The sequence below is a fragment of the Bradyrhizobium sp. Ken64 genome (assembly GCF_055807555.1).
In genome coordinates, this window is record NZ_JBVVPA010000004.1 from 406,472 (window position 1) to 430,511 (window position 24,040).

Sequence of the window (24,040 nt, forward strand, 5' to 3'; positions counted from 1 at the left end):
GCCTGCCATCGATGACGCCGACGTCATTGATGTGAATGGAGATGGACATGATGCGTCGTATCGTTCCGCTCGCTGCAGGACTACTCGTGACAGGCATGTTGGCAAGCTCGGCTCTCGCCGCCGACATCAATCTGCTGAACGTATCGTACGATCCGACGCGTGAGCTCTATGTCGAGTTCAACAAGGCGTTCGCGAGTGCCTATCGGAAAGAAACCGGCAAGAGCGTCGAGATCAAGCAGTCGCATGGCGGCAGCGGTTCGCAGGCGCGCGCCGTGATCGACGGATTGCAGGCCGACGTGGTGACGCTTGCGCTCGCCTACGACATCGACGCCATCGCGGGCAAAGGCCTCACGACGGCTGACTGGCAGAAGCGCCTGCCGCAGAATTCGTCGCCCTACACCTCGACCATCGTGTTCCTGGTCCGCAAGGGCAATCCGAAGGGCATCAAGGATTGGGACGATCTCCTCAAGCCGGGTGTCGCCGTGATCACGCCGAACCCGAAGACGTCAGGCGGCGCGCGCTGGAATTATCTCGCGGCATGGGGCTTTGCGCAGAAGAAATACGGCTCGGCGGACAGGGCCAAGGACTTCATCGGAAAGCTCTATCAGCAGGTGCCGGTGCTCGACACCGGCGCGCGCGGCGCGACCGTGACCTTCGTCGAGCGCGGCGTCGGCGACGTGCTGCTCGCCTGGGAGAATGAGGCGTACCTGGCGCTCAAGGAATTCGGTCCGGAGAAATTCGAGATCGTGGCGCCGCCGCTCTCGATCCTGGCGGAACCGCCGGTGACGATCATCGACAAGGTTGCCGATAAAAAAGGCACCCGCAACGCCGCCGACGCCTACCTGCAATATTGGTACACCAAGGAAGGTCAGGAAATCGCGGCGCGCAACTTCTATCGTCCGCGCGATCCCGAGATCGCCAAAAAACACGAAAACTCCTTCGCGAAGGTCGAGCTGTTCACGATCGACGAACTTTTCGGCGGCTGGACCAAGGCGCAGAGGGAACATTTTGCCGACGGCGGCGTCTTCGATCAGATCTACAAGAACTGATCGGGCGCTGTCGGCGGGGCTTAAACAGGGGGCCTGGTGAGCGCAATCGCAGCACGACGCCGGACATTGCCGGGCTTCGGTCTCACCATGGGGCTGACGCTCTCCTGGCTGTCGATCATCATCCTGATCCCGCTCGCCGGCTTGTTCCTGAAATCGCTCGAGCTGAGCCCCGAGCAGTTCTGGAACATCCTCTCCAGCCGCCGCACTCTGAACGCCTTGCGCGTGTCCTTTGGGCTCGCCTTCGCGGCCGCCTGCGTCAATCTGGTGATGGGCAGCATCATCGTCTGGGCACTGGTGCGGTACCGCTTTCCGGGAAGGCGGCTGTTCGACGCCATCGTCGACGTGCCCTTTGCGCTGCCGACGGCGGTCGCCGGCGTCGCGCTGACCGCGTTGTTCGCCGAGAAGGGCTGGCTCGGCGCGCCGCTCGCGGCGGCCGGCATCAAGGTGGCGTTCACACCGGTCGGCATCTTCGTCGCCATGATCTTCATCGGCATCCCCTTCGTGGTGCGCACGGTGCAGCCGGTGCTCCAGGATCTCGATCCCGAGATCGAGGAGGCCGCGGGCAGCCTTGGCGCGAGCCGTTGGCAGACCATCATTCGCGTGATCCTGCCCTCGCTCGGCCCGGCGCTGCTCACCGGGCTCGCGCTCGCCTTCGCCCGCGCCGTCGGCGAATACGGCTCCGTGATCTTCATCGCCGGCAATCTGCCGAACGTCTCCGAAATCGCGCCGCTGCTGATCGTGATCCGGCTCTCTGAATTCCGCTATGCCGACGCGACCGCCATCGCGGTGGTCATGCTGGTCGTCTCCTTCGTCATCATCTTCGCCGTCAACCGGCTTCAGCGCTGGGCGCAGAGCCGGATCCCGGCACGCTGAGGGCGGATCATGACGATGCAGATCGCAGATTCCGTCTCACTCTCGGCCCCCGAAGCCAAGGCACGCGCCCATGCGGCGGCCGCGCGGAACAACCTGCGCACCGAGCCGAGGGCGGTTCGCATCGTCATCATCGCGCTGGCGATGGCCTTTCTCTCAGTCTTCGTCGTGCTGCCGCTGGTCGTGGTGTTCGCGCAGGCCTTCTCGAAGGGAATTCTCGCTTATCTCGCCGCGCTGGCCGACCCGGAGGCGCTGTCCGCGATCAGGCTGACGCTGGTGGTGGCGGCGATCTCGGTCGGCCTCAATCTCGTCTTCGGCCTGGTCGCGGCCTGGGCCATCGCGAAGTTCGAGTTCAGGGGCAAGACCTTCCTGATCACGCTGATCGATTTGCCGTTCTCGGTCAGCCCGGTGATCTCGGGCCTCGTCTTCGTGCTGCTGTTCGGCGCGCAGGGCTATTTCGGCGGCTGGCTGCGCGATCATGACGTCCAGATCCTGTTCGCGGTGCCCGGCATCGCGCTTGCGACCACCTTCGTGACCTTCCCCTTCGTGGCGCGGGCGTTGATCCCGCTGATGCAGGAGCAGGGCACGCAGGAGGAGGAGGCCGCGATCTCGCTCGGCGCCTCAGGCCTGCAGGCCTTCTTCCGCGTCACGCTGCCCAACATCAAATGGGGCGTGCTCTACGGCGTCCTGCTCTGCAACGCGCGCGCGATGGGCGAGTTCGGCGCGGTGTCCGTCGTCTCCGGCCATATCCGCGGCGAGACCAACACGATGCCGCTCCTGGTCGAGATTCTCTACAACGAATACCAGTTCGTCGCGGCGTTCGCGATCGCCTCGCTGCTGGCGATGCTGGCGCTGATCACGCTGATCGTGAAAACCGTTCTCGAAAATCACCTCGACGAAGGACATGACGCAAGTGAGCATTGAAGTCAGGAATCTCGTCAAGAAGTTCGGCAGCTTCGCAGCCCTCGACGGCGTCGACCTCAAGGTCAACGACGGCGAGCTGCTGGCGCTGCTCGGGCCGTCCGGCTCGGGCAAAACGACGCTGCTGCGGATCATCGCCGGGCTCGACTGGCCCGATTCCGGCGAGGTGTCTTTCAACGGCGAGGACGCGCTGGCGCAGGGCGCGCGCGAGCGGCACGTCGGATTCGTATTCCAGCACTACGCGCTCTTCCGCCACATGACGGTGTTCGAGAACGTCGCCTTCGGGCTCCGCGTGCAGCCGCGCGCGATCCGCAAGGATGAAGCGACCATCCGCGCGCGCGTCAAGGAGCTGCTCGATCTCGTGCAGCTCGACTGGCTCGCCGACCGCTATCCGAGCCAGCTCTCGGGCGGCCAGCGCCAGCGCATCGCGCTGGCCCGCGCGCTCGCGATCGAGCCACGTATCCTGCTGCTCGACGAGCCCTTCGGCGCGCTTGATGCCAAGGTGCGCAAGGAGCTGCGCAAATGGCTGCGCTCGCTGCACCACGAGATCAACGTCACCTCGATCTTCGTCACCCATGACCAGGAGGAGGCGCTCGAAGTCGCCAACCGCGTCGTCGTGATGGACAAGGGCAAGATCGAGCAGATCGGCTCGCCCGATGACGTCTATGAGAGCCCGGCGACCGCCTTCGTCCACAGCTTCATCGGCGAATCCATCGAGCTTCCGGTCCTGATCGCCGAAGGTCTCATCACGCTCGGCGACCGGCCGCTGCGGCTCGCGGCAGATGGCCTTGCGCCTGGCGCGTCAAGACTGTTCGTGCGGCGACACGACATGCTGGTCGGCCCGCCCGGCAGCGGCGCCTTCGAGGGCGCCGTGCGGCATGTCCGGAATTTCGGCCCCGTGCAGCGGGCCGAGGTGGCACTATCAGGCGGAGAGACCATCGAGATCGATGCTCCCCGCGGCAGGGAACTGCGCGCCGGCGACACGATCGGCCTGGAGCCCCGGCGCTACCGGATATTTGCGGGCGCCTAAGCGGGGCCAACCGGTCAATTTTTCCTCAATATTCACCTTTCAGCCACGGTTGGTATGCAACAACGGCCCCTGATTTGGGGGCTCCTGTTCATGCGCGCCGCGGCCGCGATATCAATCCTTTTGCTGCTCGCCGGCTGTGCCGGCAACGAGGCACCGGTCCAGCAGCCCTCGATGTATGCCGATATGGCTGTCCCGGGCGCAAAGCTCGATGCGCAGGCGGCAGCGATCATGATCTCGCAATACCGCCAGAACAACGGGCTCGGCACCGTCGTGATCGATCCTGCCCTGATGAGTCTCGCCGAATCTCAGTCCCAGGCCATGGCTGCCGCCAACAAGATGGACCATGACGTCCGCGCACCGCTGGCCAAGCGCCTCAGCGCCGGCGGCTATCCGGCGACCGTTGCGGTCGAGAACGTCTCGGCCGGCTATCATACGCTGGCGGAAGCGTTTTCCGGCTGGCGCGACTCGCCCCCACACCGCGCCAACATGCTCAAGAGCGGTGTCACAAAATTGGGCATCGCGGCGGGCTATGCTCCCGGCACCAAATACAAGGTGTTCTGGACCATGATCCTAGCCTCGACGGACGCCCGATAAGCCAGACTTGATCCCGGGATGCATTGACGCCGCGGCAGACTGTCGCCACGGTCGCTCGCCATCTGCTATTGTTCCCACATGACCGATCATAGTCCAGAAGTCGCAACGATCCCCGCGAACGCGCAACGTGTCCTGGTCCTCCAGGGCGGCGGCGCGCTCGGCTCCTATCAGGCCGGCGCCTATCAGTCGCTCTGCCATGCCGGCTTCGAGCCGGACTGGGTCGCCGGCATCTCGATCGGCGCTGTCAACGCGGCGATCATCGCCGGCAACGAAGGGGAGACGCGCGTCAAGCGGCTGAAGGAATTCTGGGAGATGGTCTCCGCGCCGGTGCCGTGGAAGCCGATCGGCAAGAGCGACCACAGCCGCGAGCTGTTCAACTCGACCAGCGCCGCATTGATCGCGACCTTCGGCGTCCCCGGTTTCTTCACGCCGCGCATTCCGCCCGCGCCGCTCTGGCCGCCCGGCAGCCCGCAGGCCGAGAGCTATTACGACACCGCACCGCTGAAGAAGACGCTGGAGCGTCTGGTCGACTTCGACCGCATCAACAATCTGAAAACGCGGCTGTCGGTCGGTGCGGTCGGCGTCACCTCCGGCAACTTCAAATATTTCGACAATTTCGAGTTCAGGAAGCTCGGCAAGAAAATCGGCCCCGAGCACATCATGGCCTCCGGCGCGCTGCCGCCCGGCTTTCCGTCCGTCGTGATCGAGGGCGAGCATTATTGGGACGGCGGCATCGCCTCCAACACACCGCTCGACTTCGTGCTGGACGCCGAGACCGACCGCGATCTCCTGATCTTCCAGGTCGACCTGTTCAGCGCCCGCGGCGATCTGCCGACCTCGCTGCTCGAGGCGACCGAGCGCGAGAAGGACATCCGCTTCTCCAGCCGCACGCGGATGAACACCGACAAGAACAAGCAGGTGCACAACGCCCGCAGGGCCGTGCGCGACCTGATTTCCAAATTGCCCGATTATCTCAAGAACGACCCTTCCGTGGAATTCCTTGCCAAGGTATCGCGCGAAAGCACCGTGACTGTGGTGCACCTGATCTACCGCAGCAAGAACTACGAATCCTCGTCCAAGGATTACGATTTCTCACATGTCGCCATGGTCGAGCATTGGGAAGCCGGCGTGCGTGACGTGCATCTGTCGATGCGCCACAAGGACTGGCTCGAGCGGCCGCAATCCGGCGAGACCATGGTGACCTACGATCTCACGGGGGACGTCACTGCGCCCCCGGCAAAAAGGAGCGACTAATATGGGTAGTCTGTCAGGCAAGAACGCCGTCGTGACCGGGTCGACCAGCGGCATCGGCCTCGCCTATGCGCGCGCCTTCGCCGCCGCCGGTGCCAATGTCGTCATCAACGGGTTCGGCTCGCCGGAGGACATCGAGAAGGAGCGCGCCAAGATCGAGTCCGACTTCGGCGTTAAGGCGGTCTATTCGCCGGCTGACATGACCAAGCCGGCCGAGATCGCCGGGATGATCGCGCTCGGCGAGAAGAGTTTCGGTTCGGTCGACATCCTCGTCAACAATGCCGGCATCCAGTTCGTCTCGCCCATCGAGGAATTCCCGCCGGAGAAATGGGACCAGATCATCGCGATCAACCTGTCCTCGGCCTTCCATTCCATTCGCGCCGCCGTCCCCGGCATGAAGAAGAAGGGCTGGGGCCGCATCATCAATACCGCTTCCGCGCACTCGCTGGTCGCCTCGCCCTTCAAGTCGGCCTATGTGTCGGCCAAGCACGGCATCGCCGGCCTGACCAAGACCGTGGCGCTGGAGGTCGCGACCCACAAGATCACCTGCAACTGCATCAGCCCCGGTTATGTCTGGACGCCGCTGGTGGAGAAGCAGATCCCCGACACCATGAAGGCCCGCAACCTCACGCGCGAGCAGGTCATCAACGACGTGTTGCTCGACGCGCAGCCGACCAAGGAGTTCGTCACCTCCGAGCAGGTCGCAGCCCTCGCGCTGTTCCTGTGCGGCGACGATGCCGCGCAGATCACCGGCACTAACCTGTCGATCGACGGCGGCTGGACCGCGGAGTAGTTCGCGTCAACCCAACAACTCTCGGTGATGCCCCGCGACCCGGCTACGCCAAGGCTTCGCCGGGGCTGAGGTCTAGGGGCGCCGAAGCTTTAGCGTAGGCGGCAGCCGGGGGATCCAGTACTCCGCAGCTTCTCGGCCAATCACAACGGTCTCGGCGTACTGGATCGCCCGCCCCAGTGCGCAATTGCGCACAAGGCGGGCGATGACAGTGAGAGTGGTGCAGCCGTTCTCTGTCTAATGTGTCCAGGCCAGCGCCGTCTCGAACGCCGAGGACAGGTGCAGCTCCGCGAACATGATCTTGCCGGCGACCACGAACAGCACGCAGGCAAGTGTCAGGCGCAGCACCGTCTCAGGCACGCGCGTCGCGCTGAAGCTGCCGACGACGATACCGGGCAGCGAGCCCAACAGCAGCACGCCCATCAGCGCCCAATCCACGTCGCCAAGCGCCCAGTGCCCCATTCCGGCGATCAGCGTCAGCGGGACCGCATGGGCGATGTCGGAGCCGACGATGGTCGCCACCGGCAGGCGCGGATAGAGCAGCAGCAGAACGGTGACGCCGACCGCGCCGGCGCCGACCGATGAAATCGAAACCAGCACGCCGAGCACGATTCCGGTGACGACTGTCGCAATCGCGGTGGTGCGGTCATCGACCTGCTCCAGGCGCCGGCGAAAGCGCTCCATGATCGATCTGCGGAAAATCAGCGAGGTCGCGGTCAGCAGCAGTGCGAAGCAGAGCACGAGGTTGACGAGATTGCGCTCGGAATCGCTCTTGAGGTCGAGCTTCCACAGCACGAGCAGCGTCAGCGCGCTCGCCGGAAGGCTGCCGCAGGCGAGCCGCAGCACCGCCGGCCAGTGCACGCTGCGCGACCAGCCATGCACCACGCTGCCGCCGGTCTTGGTGGCGGCGGCATAGAGCAGGTCGGTGCCGACCGCGGTCGATGGGTGAATGCCGAACAGCAGGATCAGCAGCGGCGTCATCAGCGAACCGCCGCCGACGCCGGTCATTCCAACCAGCAGGCCGACGCCGAACCCGGAGGCGACGTAGAGTGGATCTATCATGTCCAGGGAATCTTAGGTTTATCTCGTCAGTTGGGCAATATGACGTAGAATAAACTTTCCCTGCAGAGCAACTGTTTGGGAGCAATAAGAAAAATCGTGCTGTCCTCGCTGAACGGGCAGGGGTTTAGCCGCGCTCCCCAGCGTGCCGCGAAACGGTTGTTCCCCAGCGGAAGCGCGGAAGAGCAGGGGCGCTGGTCCTATTTCCCGAACGCCAGCACGTGCAGGCCGAGCCGCTGTCGCACGATCCAGAACAGCAGCACCGTCTCGAAACTGAGCGAGATCGAGGTCGCGGCCGCAGCGCCGTGGCCGCCGAAGCGCGGCACCAGCGCGATGCAGAGCACCAGGTTCATCGCAAAGGCCAGCGCATAAGCCAGCGCGCAGATCTTCTGCTGGCCGAGCATGTTGAGCAGCCGTTCGACGGGGCCGATCGCGGAGCGCACCACGAGGCCAATGGCGGCGACGAACATGATGTCGTAGCCGACCACGAATTGCGGCCCGAACAGCCACAGCAGCGGCTTGCCGAGCGCGAGCAGCACGATGGTCGCCGCCAGCGACGGCCAGAACGTCCAGTTGATGGCATGCGCCACATAAGCCGACAGCCGCGCCTTGTCGCCGCTTGCGTTGTATTCGGCAAAGCGATGCGCGGTCGTCGCCGACATCGCGTAGTGGATGAAAGAGACCAGCGCCAGTGTCTTCACCACGGCGAAATAGACGCCGACCTCGTCGGAGGGGCGGAACTGCTGAAGCACCAGCACGTCGGTATAGGACAGCAGCAGGTAGAAGCTTTCGACCAGCAGGATCGGCAGCGAGACGGCGAGCCAGCCGCCGACGTCGTAGGCCTTGGGGCCGGGCTCGATGTGATCGGTGAGCCTGCGGTTCAGCACCACCATCTGCCCGGTCATCGCGATCCACACCGCGCCGGCACTCGCGACCATCGCGGCGACCGCGCCGAGATGATAGCCGAGCAGGAAGGCGCAGGCCGTGATGCCGATGATCAGGGCCTGGCGGATGATGAATTGCGGCATCAGGCCGAGCTGCATCCAGTCATGCGAGCGCGCGATGCCGTCCTGGGTGTTGGCCACGACGAAAGCGGGCAGCGTCATGCAGCCGATATAGAGCGGCAGCACCTCGGCCGGATCGATCCAGGGTGACAGCAATTTGACGAGACCGGCGAGGCCGAGCGACACCAGTGCGGAAACGGCAAAGGTCAGCCAGCGGCTGCCCGAGAGAAAGCCGCGCAGCAGCGCATGCTCGCCACGGGCGCGGTATTCCGGAATGATCTTTTGCGCGGAGGCCGAGATGCCAAAGTCCATCATGCTGCCGAGCAGCAGAACCCAGGTCCAGACATAGACATAAATGCCGTAGTCCGACGTCCCCATCCAGCGCGCGAGCAGGACCTGCGAGAAATATGCAAGGCCGGCGCTGATCACGCGGATGACGAAGATGGTGCCGGCCAGCCGCCGCGTCAGCGATGCCTCGCTCGACCCGCCCGTCAATTTTTCGCGCAGCCGCGCGATGAGGCCGGCAGGTCCGGTCGTTGCGGGGTCTGCATCCATTACGGCCAATTCGAAGGATCCCCAGGCGTCTTGCATGCGGCGATAACCTTGGGGATTAGCAACCATTCGTTAAGATTCGGTTGGGTGGACGTCCCATCCTCGGTGTCGTCCCGGCGAAGGCCGGGATCCATAGCCGCAGTGAGAAGTTGTTGCGCTCGCTGATGGCTCCGAGTCTTCGCCAAACCACTCCCTGTGGCTATGGGTCCCGGATCGGCGCTCCGCTTCGCTGCGCTTGTCCGGGACGACAGCTGAATGCCCGGCGCCAGCAGCGCAATCACTCCAAATTGGTATTGAACTCGTACGACTTCTCCCGCCCGACCAGCGTGAACTTCAGCGCAGCACCGTCGGCCTTGGCGCCCGGCGGCAGTCCGTCGAGTTCGAAAGAAAACCGCTTCACGCCCGGTGGGCTGGGCTCGACCGGTGCCGGGATGGGCAACGCCCAATCGGGCGTCGGGCCTTCCACGTAGAGATTGACGGTGCGTGCATCCGGCGCGACCACGTCGACGACGACATTCTTGGGCCCGTCACGCTTGACGTCGCGGATGGTGAGCGGGTTGGGATCGCCGATGGTGGCAGGCTTGGGCACGGTGTCGAGCGCTGCACGCAGATTGGCGTCCTCGGTCGAGGCGACGCTGTTGAAGCCAAGCTCGGCGCGGGCCTCGACCGGAATGCAAAGCTTTTCGCACACCGCATAATTGATCTCGGCGCGCAACGTCACCGGCTTGTCGGCCGCCTTGGCGATGATGCGCAGGGGCAGCACGATCTGGTCGTGATAGCCGATCGAATGGCCGCCCGCGCCGTCGTCGAATTTCTGCGGGGCCGGCCACATCACCGTCACCGCTTCGACATTGTCAGATTTCGAGAAATCGAAGCGCGGCGGAACGCCGGAATCGCCCGGCATGCGCCAATAGGTTTTCCAGCCGGGCTGGATCTGGAAGGCGATACCGCCGAGCAGGACGGCGCCGCTGCGCGATCCCGCCAGCAACCGCACCGCGGAATGTCCGTCGCGCTGCCACGGCGATGCGTCGTCGGCATGGGCCGCAAGCGCCAGCGACGACGCGAGCAGGGTTGTCGCGACGCCAATCGCCGCACGCCGGGGAACTCTTGTCAGCATGGTACGTCTTTACAGGGTCGCCCCGCGGCAAACCATTGAATTGCTTGTGATGGATGCACTTGAATCAAGTCCCTGCAAGCCTTGATTTGACAGCCGGCCGGCCCGACATCAGGATAGGAATTGAAACCGGAGTGCTTTACCGATGGCTCCCACAGGCAAGAGGACGGGCGAAAGCACCCGCAAGTCAGCCCCCGCGCTCCCCAGTTCGGCGGGTTACCTCGACGGCCAGCTGTTGATCGCCATGCCCGTGATGGGCGACGAGCGCTTCGAGCGCTCGGTGATCTATCTCTGCGCCCACTCCGCCGAAGGCGCGATGGGCATCATCGTCAACCACCCGGCCGGCAGCATCGACTTCCCCGAGCTGTTGCAGCAGCTCGGCATCATCAACAAGGGCGAGCACATCAAGCTGCCGGAGAACGCCGAAAGCATGAAGGTGCTGCGCGGCGGTCCGGTCGATACCGGCCGCGGCTTCGTGCTGCATTCCAGCGATTTCTACATCGAGAACGCGACGCTCCGGATCGACGACGGCGTCTGCCTCACCGCGACCGTCGACATCCTGCGCGCGATCGCCAACGGCTCCGGCCCCAAGCACGCTATCCTCGCGCTCGGCTATGCCGGCTGGGCGCCGGGCCAGCTCGAGACCGAAATCCAGAGCAATGGCTGGCTGCATTGCGACGCGGATTCGGATCTGATCTTCGGCGACGACGTCGACGAAAAATACGGACGCGCACTGCGCAAGATCGGCATCGATCCCGGCATGCTGTCGAACGAGGCGGGCCACGCGTAGCCTTGTATGTCGTCACGGCGAAGGCCGGGACCCATAACCACCGAACGAGGTTTGGCGATGATTCGGAGTTATCAGATTCGTCCGATAACTTCGTCTCTGGAATATGGGTCCCGGCCTTCGCCGGGACGACAACAAGCTACTCCGCCGCCTGCTGCTGCACCGTCGGCTCCGTGCCCGCCACCGTCGCGCGGCGCATGTCGCGAGGCTGCGACTGGTCGTAGCGGCGGACGCGGTGCATGGTCTGGCGGTTGTCCCACATCACGAGGTCATGCAGCTTCCATTTGTGGACGTAGACGAACTCGCTTTGCGTCGCGTGCTCGTTGAGATCGCGCAGCAGCAACCTTCCCTCGGGGACGCTCATGCTGACGATCTTGCCGGCATGCGATGAGAGATAGAGCGACTTGCGGCGATGGATGGGATGGGTACGCACGAGCCGTTGCAGCACCGGCTTGAACATCTGCTTCTCGTCATCGGTGTATTCGGTGAAGCCGAGCGATCCCCGCGAATACATCAGAGAGTGCTCGCAGACGAGGTCCTCGATCTCCGCCTTGGTCTCGTCGTCGAGCGCGTCATAGGCCGCGCGCATGTCGGCGAATTCGGTATTGCCGCCCTTCGGGTTGAGCACGCGGGCCGACAGCAGCGAGAACTTCGCCGGGATGGGACGGAACGAGCTGTCGGAATGCCACAGGCAGTTGCCGAGATTGAACAGATGCGCGCGGCTGTCCTTCGCCAGCGGCTTGCCGTCCTTGCCGAGATTGGAGACGTCGTTCAGGCCCGATTGGAGCCGGTAGTCCTTTTCCTTCGTGACAGTGCCGCCGCGGGCGTCCTCGCGCTGGCCGAAATTCAGCGCAAAGGCCATCTGCTGTTCGTCGGTGATGTCCTGGTCGTGGAACACCAGCACCGCATATTTGTCCATGGCGGCTTCGATCTCGCGCGCCTCGGCCTCGGTGAGAGGTTGCCGCAGGTCGAGGCCCGAGACCTCGCCGACAAAATGTTTGTGAAGCTGCCGGATGGCGATCGTCATGGCGTTTTCTCCCGGGCGTGCGAGCGGTTGGTCCCGCTCTGTCGTGGAAAAAGTTACTCCCGTAACAGGCGATGTCAACGCTGGGCGCGCATGGCTGCCCGTAGCCCGGATGGAGCGAAGCGCAATCCGGGGGAGTCTTCCCGCGAGGTGAGAAGCCCGGATTGCGCTGCGCTCCATCCGGGCTACCGCCCTTTGATGCCGCTCACGCGTTGCGCGCCATCAGGCCGCCATCGACGGGGATGACCGCACCGGTGAGGAAGGACGCTGCCGGCAGGCACAGGCTCAGCGTCATGTGCGCGACTTCCTCGGGATCGCCGTAGCGGCCCAGCGCCGTGCGGCGTCTGGCGTAGATGGTCTTGTGCTCTTCCGAGATCCGGTCGGTGATGGCGGTGCGGACCGGCCCCGGGCAGATGCAATTGACGGTGATCCCTTCGCGGCCGAGCTCCACTGCGAGCGAACGGGTGAGGCTGGCGACGCCGCCCTTCGCCGCGGAATAGGGGCTGTGCAATGCGGTGGCGCCGAGCGCCTCGGTCGAGGCGATGTTGACGATGCGCGGACTGTTCGACTTGCGCAAGTGAGGCAGCGCGGCGCGGATGATGCGCGGATGCGCCGTCAGCATCACCGCGAGGCCCTTGGTCCAGGCGTCCTCATAGGCCTCGTCGTCGATCGCGACGCGCACGGAGATGCCGGCATTGTTGACGATGATGTCGAGCCCGCCGAAATGCGCGGCGACGTCGCCGACCACGCGCTTGATCTCATCGCCATCGGCAACGTCGAGCTTCCAGGCTTTCGCGGCTCCGCCGCTTGCCGCGATCTCGTTCGCGACGGCCAGCGCGCCCTGCTGGTCATAATCGGTGACGGCGACGTTGGCGCCCTCAGCGGCGAACACGCGTGCCGTCGCGCGTCCCATGCCGCTGGCCGCGCCGGTGACGAGAACGGTCAGGCCCTTCACGGATCGGCTGAGCTGCTTGAAATCGGACATGCTGTTTCCTCGTGCCTTGCTTGTTCTTGTTGTGATTGACAAGGCTGGCATCGATCCGCAGACAGGTCAAACAAGCAAGACGATCGGGGAGGCCAGCAATGACGAACGAGCTCGATTTCTCAGGCAAGCAGGTGCTGGTCGTCGGCGGATCCAGCGGCATCGGCAACGGCATTGCGCAAGCCTTTCGTGTCAGGGGCGCGCAAGTTGCGGTCTGCGGCACGCGTGCCCACGCGAAGGAATATTCGCAAGAGGAGGGCTCGGATCTCACCGGTCTCTCCTACGCGCAGCTCGACGTCGGCAATGCCGGAGCGGTCGAAGCGTTCAAGCCGTCGTTCGATCGGCTCGATATTTTGGTGCTCGCGCAGGGTGCGGTGCTCTATCGCCGCGGCGAGTTCGAGATGGCGGGCTTTCGCAAGGTCGTCGAGGTCAATTTGATGAGCCTGATGGCCTGTGCCACGCGCTTTCATTCCATGCTGCGGGACGCGCGGGGATCGCTGATCATGGTGTCCTCGACCGCGGCCTATCATTCCACCATGGGCAATCCCGCTTACAACGCGTCGAAGACCGGCGCGGTCGGATTGACACGGACGCTGGGCGAGGCCTGGGCCGAAGATGGTATCCGCGTCAACGGCATCGCGCCCGGTCTTGTCGATACCAAGATGACCAAGGTCACGACCGACAATCCCAAGCGGCTCGAAGGTGCACTTTCACGCATTCCGCTGCGGCGATTGGGCACGCCGGCTGACATGGCGGGCGCGGCGCTGTTTCTTGCATCGCCGCTGTCGTCCTACATCATCGGCCAGACATTGGTCGTCGACGGCGGGCTTATTCTTTGAGTCCAATTTCAAGTCAGATGGAACTGTGCCGCTCCTGATCGGTTACTTGGGCTGACCCCCGAGGAGGAGCATCATGGATAAGGATCGGATTGTCGGATCGGCCAAGGAATTCGCCGGACGCGCGGAAGGCGCCATCGGAGACATGGCCAGCGATACGCAGACACAGGCGTCGGGCAAGGCGCGTGAGGCCGCAGGCACCGTGCAAAATCTCTACGGCCAGGCCAAGGATGCCGTACGTGACGCCACGGACACCGCGGCCAGTTATGCCAAGGACGCCTACGACAAGCCGGCCGAAACCTTGCGCGACGGCTCGCAGGCGATTGCCCAGAAGGTGCAGGACAACCCGCTTGGCGCACTGCTGGTCGCCGGCGGCATCGGCTTTGCCCTCGCGCTGCTGATGGCGCGCCCCGCCCGCCGTCCGCCGCCGCGCTGGCGCTATTACGGCTAGTTGCTGTAACTCGATCTCTCGTGCCCCGGACGCAATGCGGCGTGTAAACGCCGCATTGCTGAGCCGGGGCCGATTCTTTTTGTGACTGTCGGACGTGCTGGGTCCCGGCTCTGCGCAGCAGCGTTTCACGCTGCAGCGTGTCCGGGACACGAGACCTCAGCTTAGAAAAATTATCGGAACACTTCCGCCGATCGCCCGACATTGCCAGGCGGACGCGGGATCGCCGGGTTGGGATTCGGATTGCGGGGCGCCGGTGCCAATTGACGCGGCGGGGGCGGCGGCGAGCCAAAGCCGAAGAAATCGCGCATCGATGGCGCTGCTTGTGCCGGTTGCTGCGGCGCTGGTGGCTTCTTCGGCGCAAGCTTTGGTGGGGCGATCGCTGCGGCCGCACCCGGCGTACCGCCATCGGGCGTCGTCGCGGCGACCGGCGTATCGCCCTTGGCCTGCTCGCGGCCGACTTCGCGGCGCGGCCAAGCATAATCGTCGGCACGGCCGGCGGGCGCAGCCAGTGGCTCGCCCTTTACCATCGTCTTCGCAGCGAGCGCATCGACGGCGGCAGGACGTGAGCCCGGCCCACCCAGCAATTGATCGGTCGAGATCGAGGCCGCAACCAGCGGGACGATCGGGCCGGCCAGCGGCCGCGGCGCGGGCTTGCCGGGTTCGGCACTGGTGTCGGGGGTCGCCGGCTCGCTCGGCAGCGCGATCGGGCCGGAGCGCCCGGCGAGCAGGCGGGTGATCTCGCGCTCGACATAGTGGGCGAGCTTGCGCGCGCCGGGTTTCGTGAAATAGACGCCGTCACCGCTGCGGAGCTGACGGATCTGGCCTTCGAAGTCCGGGCCCTTCTGCAGGAAGCGGCCGGCCTCGTCGACAAAGCCGTCCCAGACGTCGACATAGGTGATGCCGGCCTTGGCCGCGCCTTCGCGATAGAGCGAATCCAGGAACAGCATATCCGCGGTGCCCTTGGGACCGCGGATCGCGGGCAGGCCGACCCAGAGCACCGGCACGCCCTTGGACTTGAGGACGTTGGCGAGCTCCTCGATCTTCTTGCCGTAGAGCTCGACCCAGCGCTCGTCGCGGAATTCGTAGAGGCCGTTCGGGTTGCGCGCAGTCTTCTCGGGCGCCGCGACCGCCGGTGCGTCGGCGTTGTCGGCATCATCCTGCGGCAGGTCGGCATCGGCCGGCTTGTCGTCCGACTTCGCGGCGGTGTCGCCGGGCTTGGCATCGCCGGGCTTGGCCGGTGGTTTGCCGCGTGCGCCCTTGTCGTTCTTTTTGTCCTTGTCCGTCGCCTTGTCCGATTTCTCAGGTGCTGCCGCCTCGCGGATCGCAATGCGGTCGTTGAGGCCGAGCATCACCACGATCACGTCGGGCTTCTCGGTCTCGAGAATGCCCTTCGCAGCAGCGGTCCAGTCCGAGGGCTCACCCTTGGGCTGATACTTGATCAGGCCGGACGTGGTCTTGTGCTTGCGGATCACGCCCATGTCGGGCTGCTCGGTGTAGGCGTCCTCCAGGCCATAGGCGAGCCAGTCGGCCATGGCGTCGCCGATCACCAGCACGTTCCTGTCGGGAATGGTGTCGCGCTTGGCCGGCGCCGGCGCGCGCGAAAAGTCCTGACGTGGTGCTTGCGGCTGTTGCTGCTGGAACGGCGCGAAGAAGTCGCCGCCGAACCATCCGCCGCCTCCGCCTCCACCGTTCCGCGATGGCGGCGGAGCCGCGCGCTGCGGCGGGCCGCCGAAGCCGGGGAAGTTGAAGAACTGCGCCGAGGCGGGTCCCGCGACCGACACCAGAATCGCAAGCGCCGTCCCCAGCGCGATCAGCGGGCCGGTCTCGGTCAGCACCTTGAACAGGGACTTCTTCGACATGCGATCTCGGCACGGGCAATAGGGATCGGGACAGGCTCAATATAATAACGGAATCGGGCGCCAAACGGGCAGATTCTCTTTTCAGATTCTCTTCAGATACTGAGATCCTTGGCCCATACACGGTGAACCGCCGTCCCGGTCAAGGCTGCCGGCCAAAATCCCTGTTCAGGGTTACTTTCAGCGCGATTTTACCGCCCGCGCAGCCTTTCCAGCGCGTCGGAGGAGGCAAATCCGTCCGCGGGGACCCCGATCGAGGCCTGGAAGCTGCGCAGGGCCTCCCGGGTCTGGCCGCCGAACTGGCCGTCCGGGGTGCCCTTGTAGAAGCCGCGCTGGGCCAGAAGCTGCTGCAGTTCCAGCCGCTCGGTGCGGGACAATTCCCGTTCCTGCCGCGGCCAGGGCTGCACGAAGGGCTGGCCGCCGCGGAGGCGATCGGCGAAATGGCCGATCGCCAGCGCATAGGCCTCGGCCGGGTTGTACTTCATGATCACCCGGAAATTCTGCAGCATCAGGAAGCCCGGCCCCTGGGCACCGGCCGGCGCCAGCAGATAGGCCTTCTCGGTTGGATGCGGGAAGGGTTGGTTGGCCGGACGCTTGAGCCCGAGCTTTTCCCATTGCGCCACCGTCATCGCCTTGGCGCGATCGGCCAGCATGTAGTTGAAGCCCTGGGGCACCACGACCTCGTAGCCCCAGGTCTGGCCGGCCTGCCAGCCGTCCTTCTTCAGATTGTTGGCGGTCGACGCGATCAGGTCGGAGGGATTGTCGACGACGTCGCGTCGTCCGTCGCCGTCGCCGTCCACGGCGAAGCGCTTGAACGCGGTCGGCATGAACTGGGTCGGACCGAAGGCGCCGGCCCAGGAACCGCGCAATTGTTCGGGCCTGAGATCGCCGCGGTTGAGGATCTCCAGCGCCGAGAGGAATTCGTCCTTGAAGTAAGCCTGGCGTCGCCCGATGCAGGCGAGCGTCGCGGTCGATTGCAGCACGCTGCGGTCGCCCATCTGCGTCGAGTAGTTGGACTCGATGCCCCAGATCGAGGCGATGATGTAGCGGTCGACGCCGGTGGCTTTTTCAGTGGCGTCGAACTGCGCCTTGTATTTGGCCAGGACCTCGCGGCCCTTGGCGAGGCGGTTGTCGTTCACGAGGATGTCGAGATAATCCCAGATCGACTTGGTGAACTCGGGCTGCGAGTCCATGAGGTCCATGATGCGCAGATCGGGCGCGAGGCCTGCCGTGAAGCGCTGGAAATTTTCCGGCGTGATACCGCGCCGTGCGGCATCGGGCCACATGCCTGCGACGCAATTGTTGAAGTTACCCGCGGCCTCCCGGATCGCGGCGGCTGTCATCAGCGGATGGCCGGAGGCGCCGTCCTCGCCGGTCCAGGGTTGAACTCCCGTTTGAGCGCCGCCGGGCCCGGGCGCTGCTTGGGAAGGCGCCGGGTTCGGGCCGGAGAAAATACCGCCGAACAGATTGGACAGACCGTTCTGAGCCTGTGCGCCGGCGGGAAGCGGGAACAGCAGGGCGGCCGCAATCATCGTCGCACCGATCACGGACCCGCCCCGTTTCGCCAGCTCTGCCATTGATTGCATCATGTCCACACCTGTCCGGCCAAAATCCGCCCTCAGGAGGCCTGGTTACGGTTGCCAACAGCTTAACAAAGGTGAAATTTTGATGGTGGCCTTTTTCTTAACTCTGTGAGGATGAGGCCCCACATCCGCCTTTGTTGGCGGCTGCAAACAAGCTAGCAAGATGGCATTGCTCCCTTCACGTGTTCCTCAGGTATTCGATCAATCCCATGAAAATCCGCAAAGCCGTATTTCCCGTTGCCGGCCTCGGCACCCGCGTCCTGCCCGCCACCAAGGCGATGCCGAAGGAAATGCTGACGATCGTCGACAAGCCGCTGATCCAGTACGTCTATGACGAGGCGAGGGAAGCCGGCATCGAGCACTTCATCTTCGTCACCGGCCGCAACAAAAGTGTCATCGAAGATCATTTCGACCGGATGTTCGAGCTCGATGCGACGCTGGCCGCGCGCGGCAAGAAGACCGAGCAGGACGTTCTGGCGCAGAACCAGCCCGAAGCCGGCGCCGTCAGCTTCACCCGCCAGCAGGCGCCGCTCGGCCTCGGTCACGCGGTCTGGTGCGCGCGCGACATCGTCGGCAACGAACCGTTCGCGGTCGTGCTGCCCGACGAACTCGTGCTCAATTCGCCCGGCTGCCTGAAGCAGATGATCGACACCGCCAGCAAGCTCGGCGAAAAATCCAATGTCATCGCGGTCGAGGCGGTGCCCGATCATCTGACCCATCAATACGGCATCTGCGGCGTCGGCAAACGCACCGGCAAGATGTTCGAGGTCGACGGCATGGTCGAGAAGCCGGCCAAGGGCACCGCGCCCTCCAACCTCTCGATCACCGGCCGCTACATCCTGCAGCCGGAGATCTTCAAGATCCTGGAGACCCAGGAGCGCGGCGCCGGCGGCGAGATCCAGCTCACCGACGCCATGATCGGCCTCGCCAGATCGCAAAAATTCTACGGCGTCGAGTTCGAGGGCGAGCGCCACGATTGCGGCTCCAAGCCCGGCTTCCTCCGCGCCAACATCGCCTACGGCCTGAAGCGGCCGGAGCTGCGTGACGGGCTCATTGCGGAAATGAAGAAGTATTTGGGGCAGTAGTCGTCGTCGTCCCGGCCTAGTGCGCAATTGCGCACGGGGGGCCGGGACCCATCCCCCCAGGGAGCAGTTTGGCGAAGACTCGTCGTTCGGTACTTCTATCGGTTTGCGATCGATAGACCTCGCGGTATGGGTCCCGGCCTTCGCCGGGACGACACTGAGTTGTGGCGAGCGACACGCTCCGATGCCGAGACTCACGCCACCAGCGACAGCTTCGGCAGGCTTGCGACCACCGACTGGTTGCGGCCGCCGGCTTTTGCGGCGTAGAGGGCCTTGTCGGCGGCGGCGACCAGGAGCGGCCAGTCCATTCCGGTGGTGGGAACGAGACTCGCGATGCCGCAGGACACCGTCGAGTTCGTGTGGTCGTCGGACCATCCCTGCACCTTGGCGCGGATATTCTCGGCCACTGTGAGGGCGTCGGTGACCGAAGTACCCGGCAGCAGCACGGCGAATTCCTCGCCGCCATAGCGCGCGGCGCAGTCGCCGGCGCGGCTCACCGAATCGGAAATGCAGATGGCGATGCCGACCAGCACCTGGTCGCCGGCCTGATGGCCGAACGTGTCGTTGTAGGCCTTGAAGTGATCGGCATCGATCATCAAGAGCGCGATCGGCGTCTGCTGCCGCATCGCGCGGCGCCATTCGACGTCGATCACCTGGTCGAACTTGCGGCGGTTCTTCAGGCCGGTGAGCGCGTCGGTCGTCGCCATCTCCTCGAGCTTGCGCTCGGCCTCGGCGCGCCGGCCGATCTCGCGCGCGAGCACCAGCGTCGATGCCAGCATGAACAGGCTGAGCGCCAGGACCACGGCGCCGATGCGGTAGGCTTCCCTCTGCCAGAGCTCGAACACGGCGGCGAGCGGTTTGCCCGCCACCACGAATAGTGGGCTGGTCCCACTGCTGCGGACATAGAGCCGCGGCGTGCCGTCGATCGGCCCCTGTCCGGCGAATGCGCCGCCGACCTTCAGATTATCGGCCTTCCAGACCGGCCGGGCGGCCAGATTCGTGCCTATCACATCGAGATCAAACGGCCGCCGCATCATGACGGTACGGTCGCGCTTGAGCACGGTGATGGTGTCGTCGGGATCGAGGCTCAGCCGCTCGAACAATTCGTGGAAATAGCTGAAGCGGATCGATCCGGCGACGACGCCGAGGAAGCCGCCGTCGGTGTCGCTGATGCGCCGGCTCAGCACGATCGAATAAGCGCCGCGGAACAGCATCGGCCGGCTGATGAAGAGCCCGGCTTGCGGATTATCGCGATGGACCTTGAAGTAATCCTCGTCGATGCGGTTTTCGGCAACGGGATCGAGCGTGGAAGCGTCGATGGTCAGCCTGCCCTCGGCGTCGAACACCTGGATCGCGCCGAAATGCCTCGCCGTGGTCGCATGGTCGAACAGGATGAGCTGACGGATCGGCTTCGAGACCGTGGCGATCTCCGGCAGCAGCATGTTGCTGGCGACCGCCTTGAGGGCCAGGTCGTAGATCTCGATGTTGCGGCTGATGTCGGAGTCGATGGTCGTCGCCAGGTTTTCCAAGGTCTGGCGGGCGAGCGCCTCCTCGCCGTGGCGCATGTCCAGCATGACGTTGACGCAAATGGCGGAAAAGCCGATCACCGTCACCACGGACGAGATGATCAGCAGCTTCGCCGAAAGCCGCCATGGCCGGCGGGCCGTGACGTCGCGCCATCGAGACAACATCGTTTGCTCCCGACATTAGTGAATGCGCCCGAAAGCTTGAGCAGTGTTTAAGCCGGGACGGCGCTGCCGGAATGAGTTAAAAATTGGTTTCCGCGGCTGACGGTTTTGGGCAAAGCGGGACTTCGACCAGCGAAGAGGACAGCGGTGAACGACTACGACGCGTTGCGCGATTATCTGATGCGGCAGAAGCAGGCGGAATTCGTGCTGACCTATGAACAGATCGAAGAGATCATCGGCGCGGCCCTGCCGCGCGCGGCGAATCGTGCCTCATGGTGGGACAGCCTGCGCAGCCCGGACATTCAGATGCCGCAGCGCGAAGCCTGCCTCGCCGCGGGCTTCGTGGCGATGCGGATGCCGGACGGTGCGAGCGTGCGGTTCACGAAGCGGAAGAGTGACCGGCGGCGTTGATATCGAGGAGAGGTGCGCTCTTCCTCTCTCCCCCTGTGGGAGAGGGTGGCTCGCCGCGTAGCGGCGAGACGGGTGAGGGGTCTCTGTCCTCACGTCAGCGTTTCAATTCGTAGAGACAACCCCTCATCCGGCGCTTCGCGCCACCTTCTCCCACAAGGGGAGAAGGTGAGAAGGATCAGCTCGCCGCTTCCAGGCGCACTTCCGTGAGCAGGCGCATTGCGGCATCGGCGTCCATGGGTTCGCCGAAGGCAAATCCTTGCGCGTATTCGCAGCCCATCTGGTAGAGCTCGACCGCGTCGGAATCGGTCTCGGCACCTTCGGCGACCACGTCCATGCCGAGGTCGTGCGCGAGCGCGATGATCGACTTCAGGATCACCGGGCGGGTGCCGCGGGTGGTGGTGCGCACGAAGGATTGGTCGATCTTGATGGTGTCGAACGGGAAGCGCTGCAGATAGGCCAGCGAGGAATGGCCGGTGCCGAAATCGTCGAGCGAGAGCCCGGTGCCGAGCTCGCGGATGCGCGTCAGCATCTGCGCCGCGTGCTCCGGATTCTCCATCACCAGCGATTCCGTCAGTTCCAGCTTCAACGTGCCGCGCGCGACCGAGGAGCGTGACAGCACGGTGCGGATGTCGTGGATCAGGTCGTGGCGCAGCAATTGCCGCGAGGAGACGTTGACGGATGCGAAGATCGGCTCGCGCGAGCGCATCGCGCGCTGCCAAATCGAGAGCTGCTTGGCGGTCTGGTCGAGCACGAACATGCCGAGGTCGATGATCAGGCCGGTCTCTTCCGCGATGGTGATGAATTCCGACGGCGCCATGCGTCCGAGCTTGGGATGATCCCAGCGCACCAGCGCCTCGAAGCCGGCGACGGAGCGGTCTTCGAGCCGCACGATCGGCTGGTACAGGATCGTGAGCTCCTGCCGCTCGATGGCGCGGCGCAGTTCGCTCTCCAGCGTCAGCCGGTCGGTTTTTCGCGCGCGCATCGCGGCCTTGTAAACGTCGATGCGGTCGCCGCCGATGCGCTTGGAGTGATACATCGCAAGCTCGGCGTCCTTGATGATCTCGTCCGTGAGCTGAACTTGCGGATCGGATAAGGCGAGGCCGATCGAGGCCGTGAGAAAGATTTCGCGTTCGTTGAAGGCGATCGGCGCGCGGATGGTCTTGCGGATGGTCTCGGCGAAAGCGGTGATGCGGGCGGGGTCCTGCTCCGAGAGCAGGATCAGGCCGAACTGGTCGCCGGCGAGCCGCGCCAGCGTATCCTGCGGCTTCAGGATGCGGGTGAGGCGGCGGGCCAGCGTCAGCAGGATGGAATCGCCAACCGCGATGCCGACGGAATCGTTGACCTGCTTGAAGCGGTCGAGGTCGATCACCATCAGCGTCGGCCGCAGCGTCGGCATGGTCTTGGCGAAATGCGCGACGGCGCCGAGCCGGTCCATGAACAGCTTGCGGTTGGGCAGGCCGGTGAGATTGTCATGCACGGAATCGTGCAGCAGGCGCTCCTCGGCGTTGCGCAGCTCGGTGACGTCGGTGAGGGTACCGACCACGCGCGAGACCTCGCCGTCGGAGCCGACCACCGGGCGCGCCTTCAGCGCGAACCACATGAAGTGACCGTCCGGCGTGCGCAGGCGGAAATCCTGCACCAGGCGGCCGCGGCGCTGGTCGAGCACGCTGTCGAGCGCGGCGCGGAAACGGTCCTGGTCGAGCGGGTGCAGCACTTCCAGCCAGGACGCGGCCGGGCCTTCCAGTGTGCCGCGCTTGAGGCCGAGCAGGGCCTCGGTCTCGGGGCTGGTGAAGACCTTGTCGGCGGAAACGTCCCAGTCCCAGATCAAATCGCCGGAGCCGGCCAGCGCCAGCGCGCGGCGCTCGATGTCGGAGACGACGCCGGTGGTGGCGCCGCCGCCAGCGAACGCATGCTGCATCACCGTGAAGCCGATCAGCATCACGATCAGCACGAGACCGCCGAGCAGGGCGGGGCCGACGATGTCGTTGGTGACGGAGCCCGCGACCGTCATGCCGGCCGCGACCACCCAGACCACCAGCAGGAACCAGGTCGGGATCAGCAGCACCGCGCGGTCGAAGCCATGGGTGGAGAGATAGACGATCAGCGCGAAGCCCGCGAAGGCGATCAGCACCAGCGATATGCGCGCGATGCCGGAGGCCACCGCAGGGTCGAACAGGGCCAGCGCAACGAGAGAGCCCAGGAACGCGAGCCAGCCCACCGTGATATGGGAATAGCGCACGTGCCATCGACTGAGATTGAGATAGGCGAACAGGAACACCAGCAGCGTCGCCGCCAGGATCGCCTCACCCGCCGCGCGCCAGATGCGCTCGGCGTTGTTCGACATGTCGAGCACCTTGCCCCAGAAGCCGAAATCGACCCCGATATAGACCAGCACCGCCCAGGCCAGCGCCGCGGCGGCCGGGAACATGATGCTGCCCTTGACCACGAACAGGATGGTCAGCACCAGCGCCAGCAAGCCGGAGATGCCGATCACGATGCCCTGGTACAGCGTGAACGAGTTGACCTTGTCCTTGTAGGATTCCGGCTCCCACAGATAGAGCTGCGGCAGCTTGTCGGTGCGCAGCTCCGCGACGAAGGTGACGACGGCGCCGGGATCGAGGGTGATGCGGAAGACGTCGGCGGTCGGGCTCTCCTGCCGCTCCGGCCGGTCGCCGATCGAGGGCGTGATGGTCGCGATGCGCGACAGCCCGAGGTCGGGCCAGAGCAGCCCCGAGGAGACGATGCGGTAATGCGGGGCGACGATCAGGCGGTCGAGCTGGTCGTCGGTGTTGTTGGCGAGCGCGAACACCACCCAGTTCTGGCCACCCTCGCGGGCGCGCACCTCGATGCGGCGGACGATGCCGTCGGTGCCGGGCGCGGTCGAGACCTGGATGCGGTCGGCGTCGCTGCGCTGATGCTCGAGCACGCCGGTGAGGTCGATCGCGGGCGCGTCACCGCGGACGCTGACAGCGTCGAGCGCGCGCGCCGGGAACGCGTAGACGAGAATCATGAGGCCCAGCGCTATGGGCGCGAGGCACCTGATCAGACGCAAGGTCAGTTCTCCGCGTTCGACGCAAACTCTTCGGTGCAGGCTCTTCGGTGCACG

Annotated in this window: 21 protein-coding genes; 12 read left to right on the forward strand and 9 right to left on the reverse strand. The window is 64.9% G+C overall.

The features are described 5' to 3' along the window. Positions 1-47: 47 nt before the first annotated feature. The 7 genes from AC0L2F_RS10060 (at position 48) to AC0L2F_RS10090 (ending at position 6,508) form a co-directional block, all read left to right on the forward strand. Positions 48-1,049, forward strand: a complete 1,002-nt coding sequence (locus AC0L2F_RS10060) for a sulfate ABC transporter substrate-binding protein (RefSeq protein WP_473248259.1) — start codon at positions 48-50, stop codon at positions 1,047-1,049. 36 nt (positions 1,050-1,085) lie between these two features. After that, the gene (gene cysT, locus AC0L2F_RS10065) at positions 1,086-1,922 is read left to right on the forward strand and encodes a sulfate ABC transporter permease subunit CysT (protein WP_081747971.1); all 837 of its coding nucleotides are present in this window, start codon (positions 1,086-1,088) and stop codon (positions 1,920-1,922) included. 9 nt (positions 1,923-1,931) lie between these two features. Further along, entirely contained in the window at positions 1,932-2,843 is a 912-nt protein-coding gene (gene cysW, locus AC0L2F_RS10070) for a sulfate ABC transporter permease subunit CysW (RefSeq protein ID WP_473248260.1), read from the forward strand. Further along, positions 2,833-3,870: a sulfate/molybdate ABC transporter ATP-binding protein gene (locus tag AC0L2F_RS10075; protein WP_473248261.1), complete on the forward strand. Its 1,038-nt coding sequence runs from the start codon at positions 2,833-2,835 to the stop codon at positions 3,868-3,870. Before cysW ends, AC0L2F_RS10075 begins: the two co-directional genes overlap by 11 nt. Positions 3,871-3,960: 90 nt before the next feature. Beyond that, the gene (locus AC0L2F_RS10080; RefSeq protein WP_063994697.1) at positions 3,961-4,464 is read left to right on the forward strand and encodes a CAP domain-containing protein; all 504 of its coding nucleotides are present in this window, start codon (positions 3,961-3,963) and stop codon (positions 4,462-4,464) included. A gap of 78 nt (positions 4,465-4,542) precedes the next feature. After that, positions 4,543-5,718: a DUF3734 domain-containing protein gene (locus tag AC0L2F_RS10085; RefSeq protein ID WP_473248262.1), complete on the forward strand. Its 1,176-nt coding sequence runs from the start codon at positions 4,543-4,545 to the stop codon at positions 5,716-5,718. A gap of 1 nt (position 5,719) precedes the next feature. Then, on the forward strand, positions 5,720-6,508 hold the full coding sequence (locus AC0L2F_RS10090) for a 3-hydroxybutyrate dehydrogenase (RefSeq protein WP_007605472.1): 789 nt from the start codon (positions 5,720-5,722) through the stop codon (positions 6,506-6,508). Positions 6,509-6,742: 234 nt separating this feature from the next. On the opposite strand, the gene AC0L2F_RS10095 is transcribed toward AC0L2F_RS10090, so the two are convergent. From AC0L2F_RS10095 to AC0L2F_RS10105, 3 genes are all read right to left on the reverse strand, one after another. Next, entirely contained in the window at positions 6,743-7,567 is an 825-nt protein-coding gene (locus AC0L2F_RS10095; protein WP_007605473.1) for a sulfite exporter TauE/SafE family protein, read from the reverse strand. Between the two features lie 197 nt (positions 7,568-7,764). Continuing rightward, the gene (locus AC0L2F_RS10100) at positions 7,765-9,132 is read right to left on the reverse strand and encodes a flippase (RefSeq protein WP_473248294.1); all 1,368 of its coding nucleotides are present in this window, start codon (positions 9,130-9,132) and stop codon (positions 7,765-7,767) included. A 265-nt stretch (positions 9,133-9,397) separates the two neighbouring features. Next, complete coding sequence (locus AC0L2F_RS10105) at positions 9,398-10,237, reverse strand: protein-disulfide reductase DsbD domain-containing protein (protein ID WP_063994700.1); 840 nt, start codon at positions 10,235-10,237, stop codon at positions 9,398-9,400. 142 nt (positions 10,238-10,379) lie between these two features. On the opposite strand from AC0L2F_RS10105, the gene AC0L2F_RS10110 reads away from it, so the two are divergent. Further along, positions 10,380-11,024: a YqgE/AlgH family protein gene (locus tag AC0L2F_RS10110; RefSeq protein ID WP_007605477.1), complete on the forward strand. Its 645-nt coding sequence runs from the start codon at positions 10,380-10,382 to the stop codon at positions 11,022-11,024. 136 nt (positions 11,025-11,160) lie between these two features. Here AC0L2F_RS10110 and AC0L2F_RS10115 read toward each other — a convergent pair whose 3' ends face one another. Both AC0L2F_RS10115 and AC0L2F_RS10120 read right to left on the reverse strand, forming a co-directional pair. Next, entirely contained in the window at positions 11,161-12,048 is an 888-nt protein-coding gene (locus AC0L2F_RS10115) for a TauD/TfdA dioxygenase family protein (protein ID WP_473248263.1), read from the reverse strand. 202 nt (positions 12,049-12,250) lie between these two features. Further along, positions 12,251-13,030 carry an SDR family NAD(P)-dependent oxidoreductase gene (locus tag AC0L2F_RS10120; RefSeq protein ID WP_063994702.1) on the reverse strand — a complete coding sequence of 260 codons (780 nt, stop codon included), beginning with the start codon at positions 13,028-13,030 and terminating at the stop codon, positions 12,251-12,253. 98 nt (positions 13,031-13,128) lie between these two features. Between AC0L2F_RS10120 and AC0L2F_RS10125 the strand changes: the two genes are divergently transcribed. Both AC0L2F_RS10125 and AC0L2F_RS10130 read left to right on the forward strand, forming a co-directional pair. Continuing rightward, the gene (locus AC0L2F_RS10125; RefSeq protein WP_063994703.1) at positions 13,129-13,866 is read left to right on the forward strand and encodes an SDR family NAD(P)-dependent oxidoreductase; all 738 of its coding nucleotides are present in this window, start codon (positions 13,129-13,131) and stop codon (positions 13,864-13,866) included. Positions 13,867-13,939: 73 nt separating this feature from the next. Then, on the forward strand, positions 13,940-14,314 hold the full coding sequence (locus AC0L2F_RS10130) for a CsbD family protein (RefSeq protein WP_063994704.1): 375 nt from the start codon (positions 13,940-13,942) through the stop codon (positions 14,312-14,314). Between the two features lie 170 nt (positions 14,315-14,484). Here the strand turns inward: AC0L2F_RS10130 and AC0L2F_RS10135 are convergent, their stop codons facing one another. Together AC0L2F_RS10135 and AC0L2F_RS10140 are read right to left on the reverse strand one after the other, a co-directional pair. Beyond that, positions 14,485-16,173: an SGNH/GDSL hydrolase family protein gene (locus AC0L2F_RS10135; protein ID WP_473248264.1), complete on the reverse strand. Its 1,689-nt coding sequence runs from the start codon at positions 16,171-16,173 to the stop codon at positions 14,485-14,487. 188 nt (positions 16,174-16,361) lie between these two features. Beyond that, positions 16,362-17,756, reverse strand: a complete 1,395-nt coding sequence (locus tag AC0L2F_RS10140; RefSeq protein WP_473248295.1) for a lytic murein transglycosylase — start codon at positions 17,754-17,756, stop codon at positions 16,362-16,364. Between the two features lie 206 nt (positions 17,757-17,962). Here AC0L2F_RS10140 and AC0L2F_RS10145 point away from each other — a divergent pair, with 206 nt between their 5' ends. Further along, positions 17,963-18,838: a UTP--glucose-1-phosphate uridylyltransferase gene (locus AC0L2F_RS10145; RefSeq protein ID WP_027515491.1), complete on the forward strand. Its 876-nt coding sequence runs from the start codon at positions 17,963-17,965 to the stop codon at positions 18,836-18,838. Positions 18,839-19,029: 191 nt separating this feature from the next. On the opposite strand, the gene AC0L2F_RS10150 is transcribed toward AC0L2F_RS10145, so the two are convergent. Further along, positions 19,030-20,526 carry a sensor domain-containing diguanylate cyclase gene (locus AC0L2F_RS10150; protein ID WP_473248265.1) on the reverse strand — a complete coding sequence of 499 codons (1,497 nt, stop codon included), beginning with the start codon at positions 20,524-20,526 and terminating at the stop codon, positions 19,030-19,032. Between the two features lie 144 nt (positions 20,527-20,670). On the opposite strand from AC0L2F_RS10150, the gene AC0L2F_RS10155 reads away from it, so the two are divergent. Then, positions 20,671-20,934 (forward strand): DUF7662 domain-containing protein, encoded by a 264-nt coding sequence (locus tag AC0L2F_RS10155; RefSeq protein ID WP_473248266.1) that lies wholly within the window; start codon positions 20,671-20,673, stop codon positions 20,932-20,934. 175 nt (positions 20,935-21,109) lie between these two features. Here the strand turns inward: AC0L2F_RS10155 and AC0L2F_RS10160 are convergent, their stop codons facing one another. Beyond that, positions 21,110-23,986 carry an EAL domain-containing protein gene (locus AC0L2F_RS10160; RefSeq protein WP_473248267.1) on the reverse strand — a complete coding sequence of 959 codons (2,877 nt, stop codon included), beginning with the start codon at positions 23,984-23,986 and terminating at the stop codon, positions 21,110-21,112. Positions 23,987-24,040: the final 54 nt, after the last annotated feature.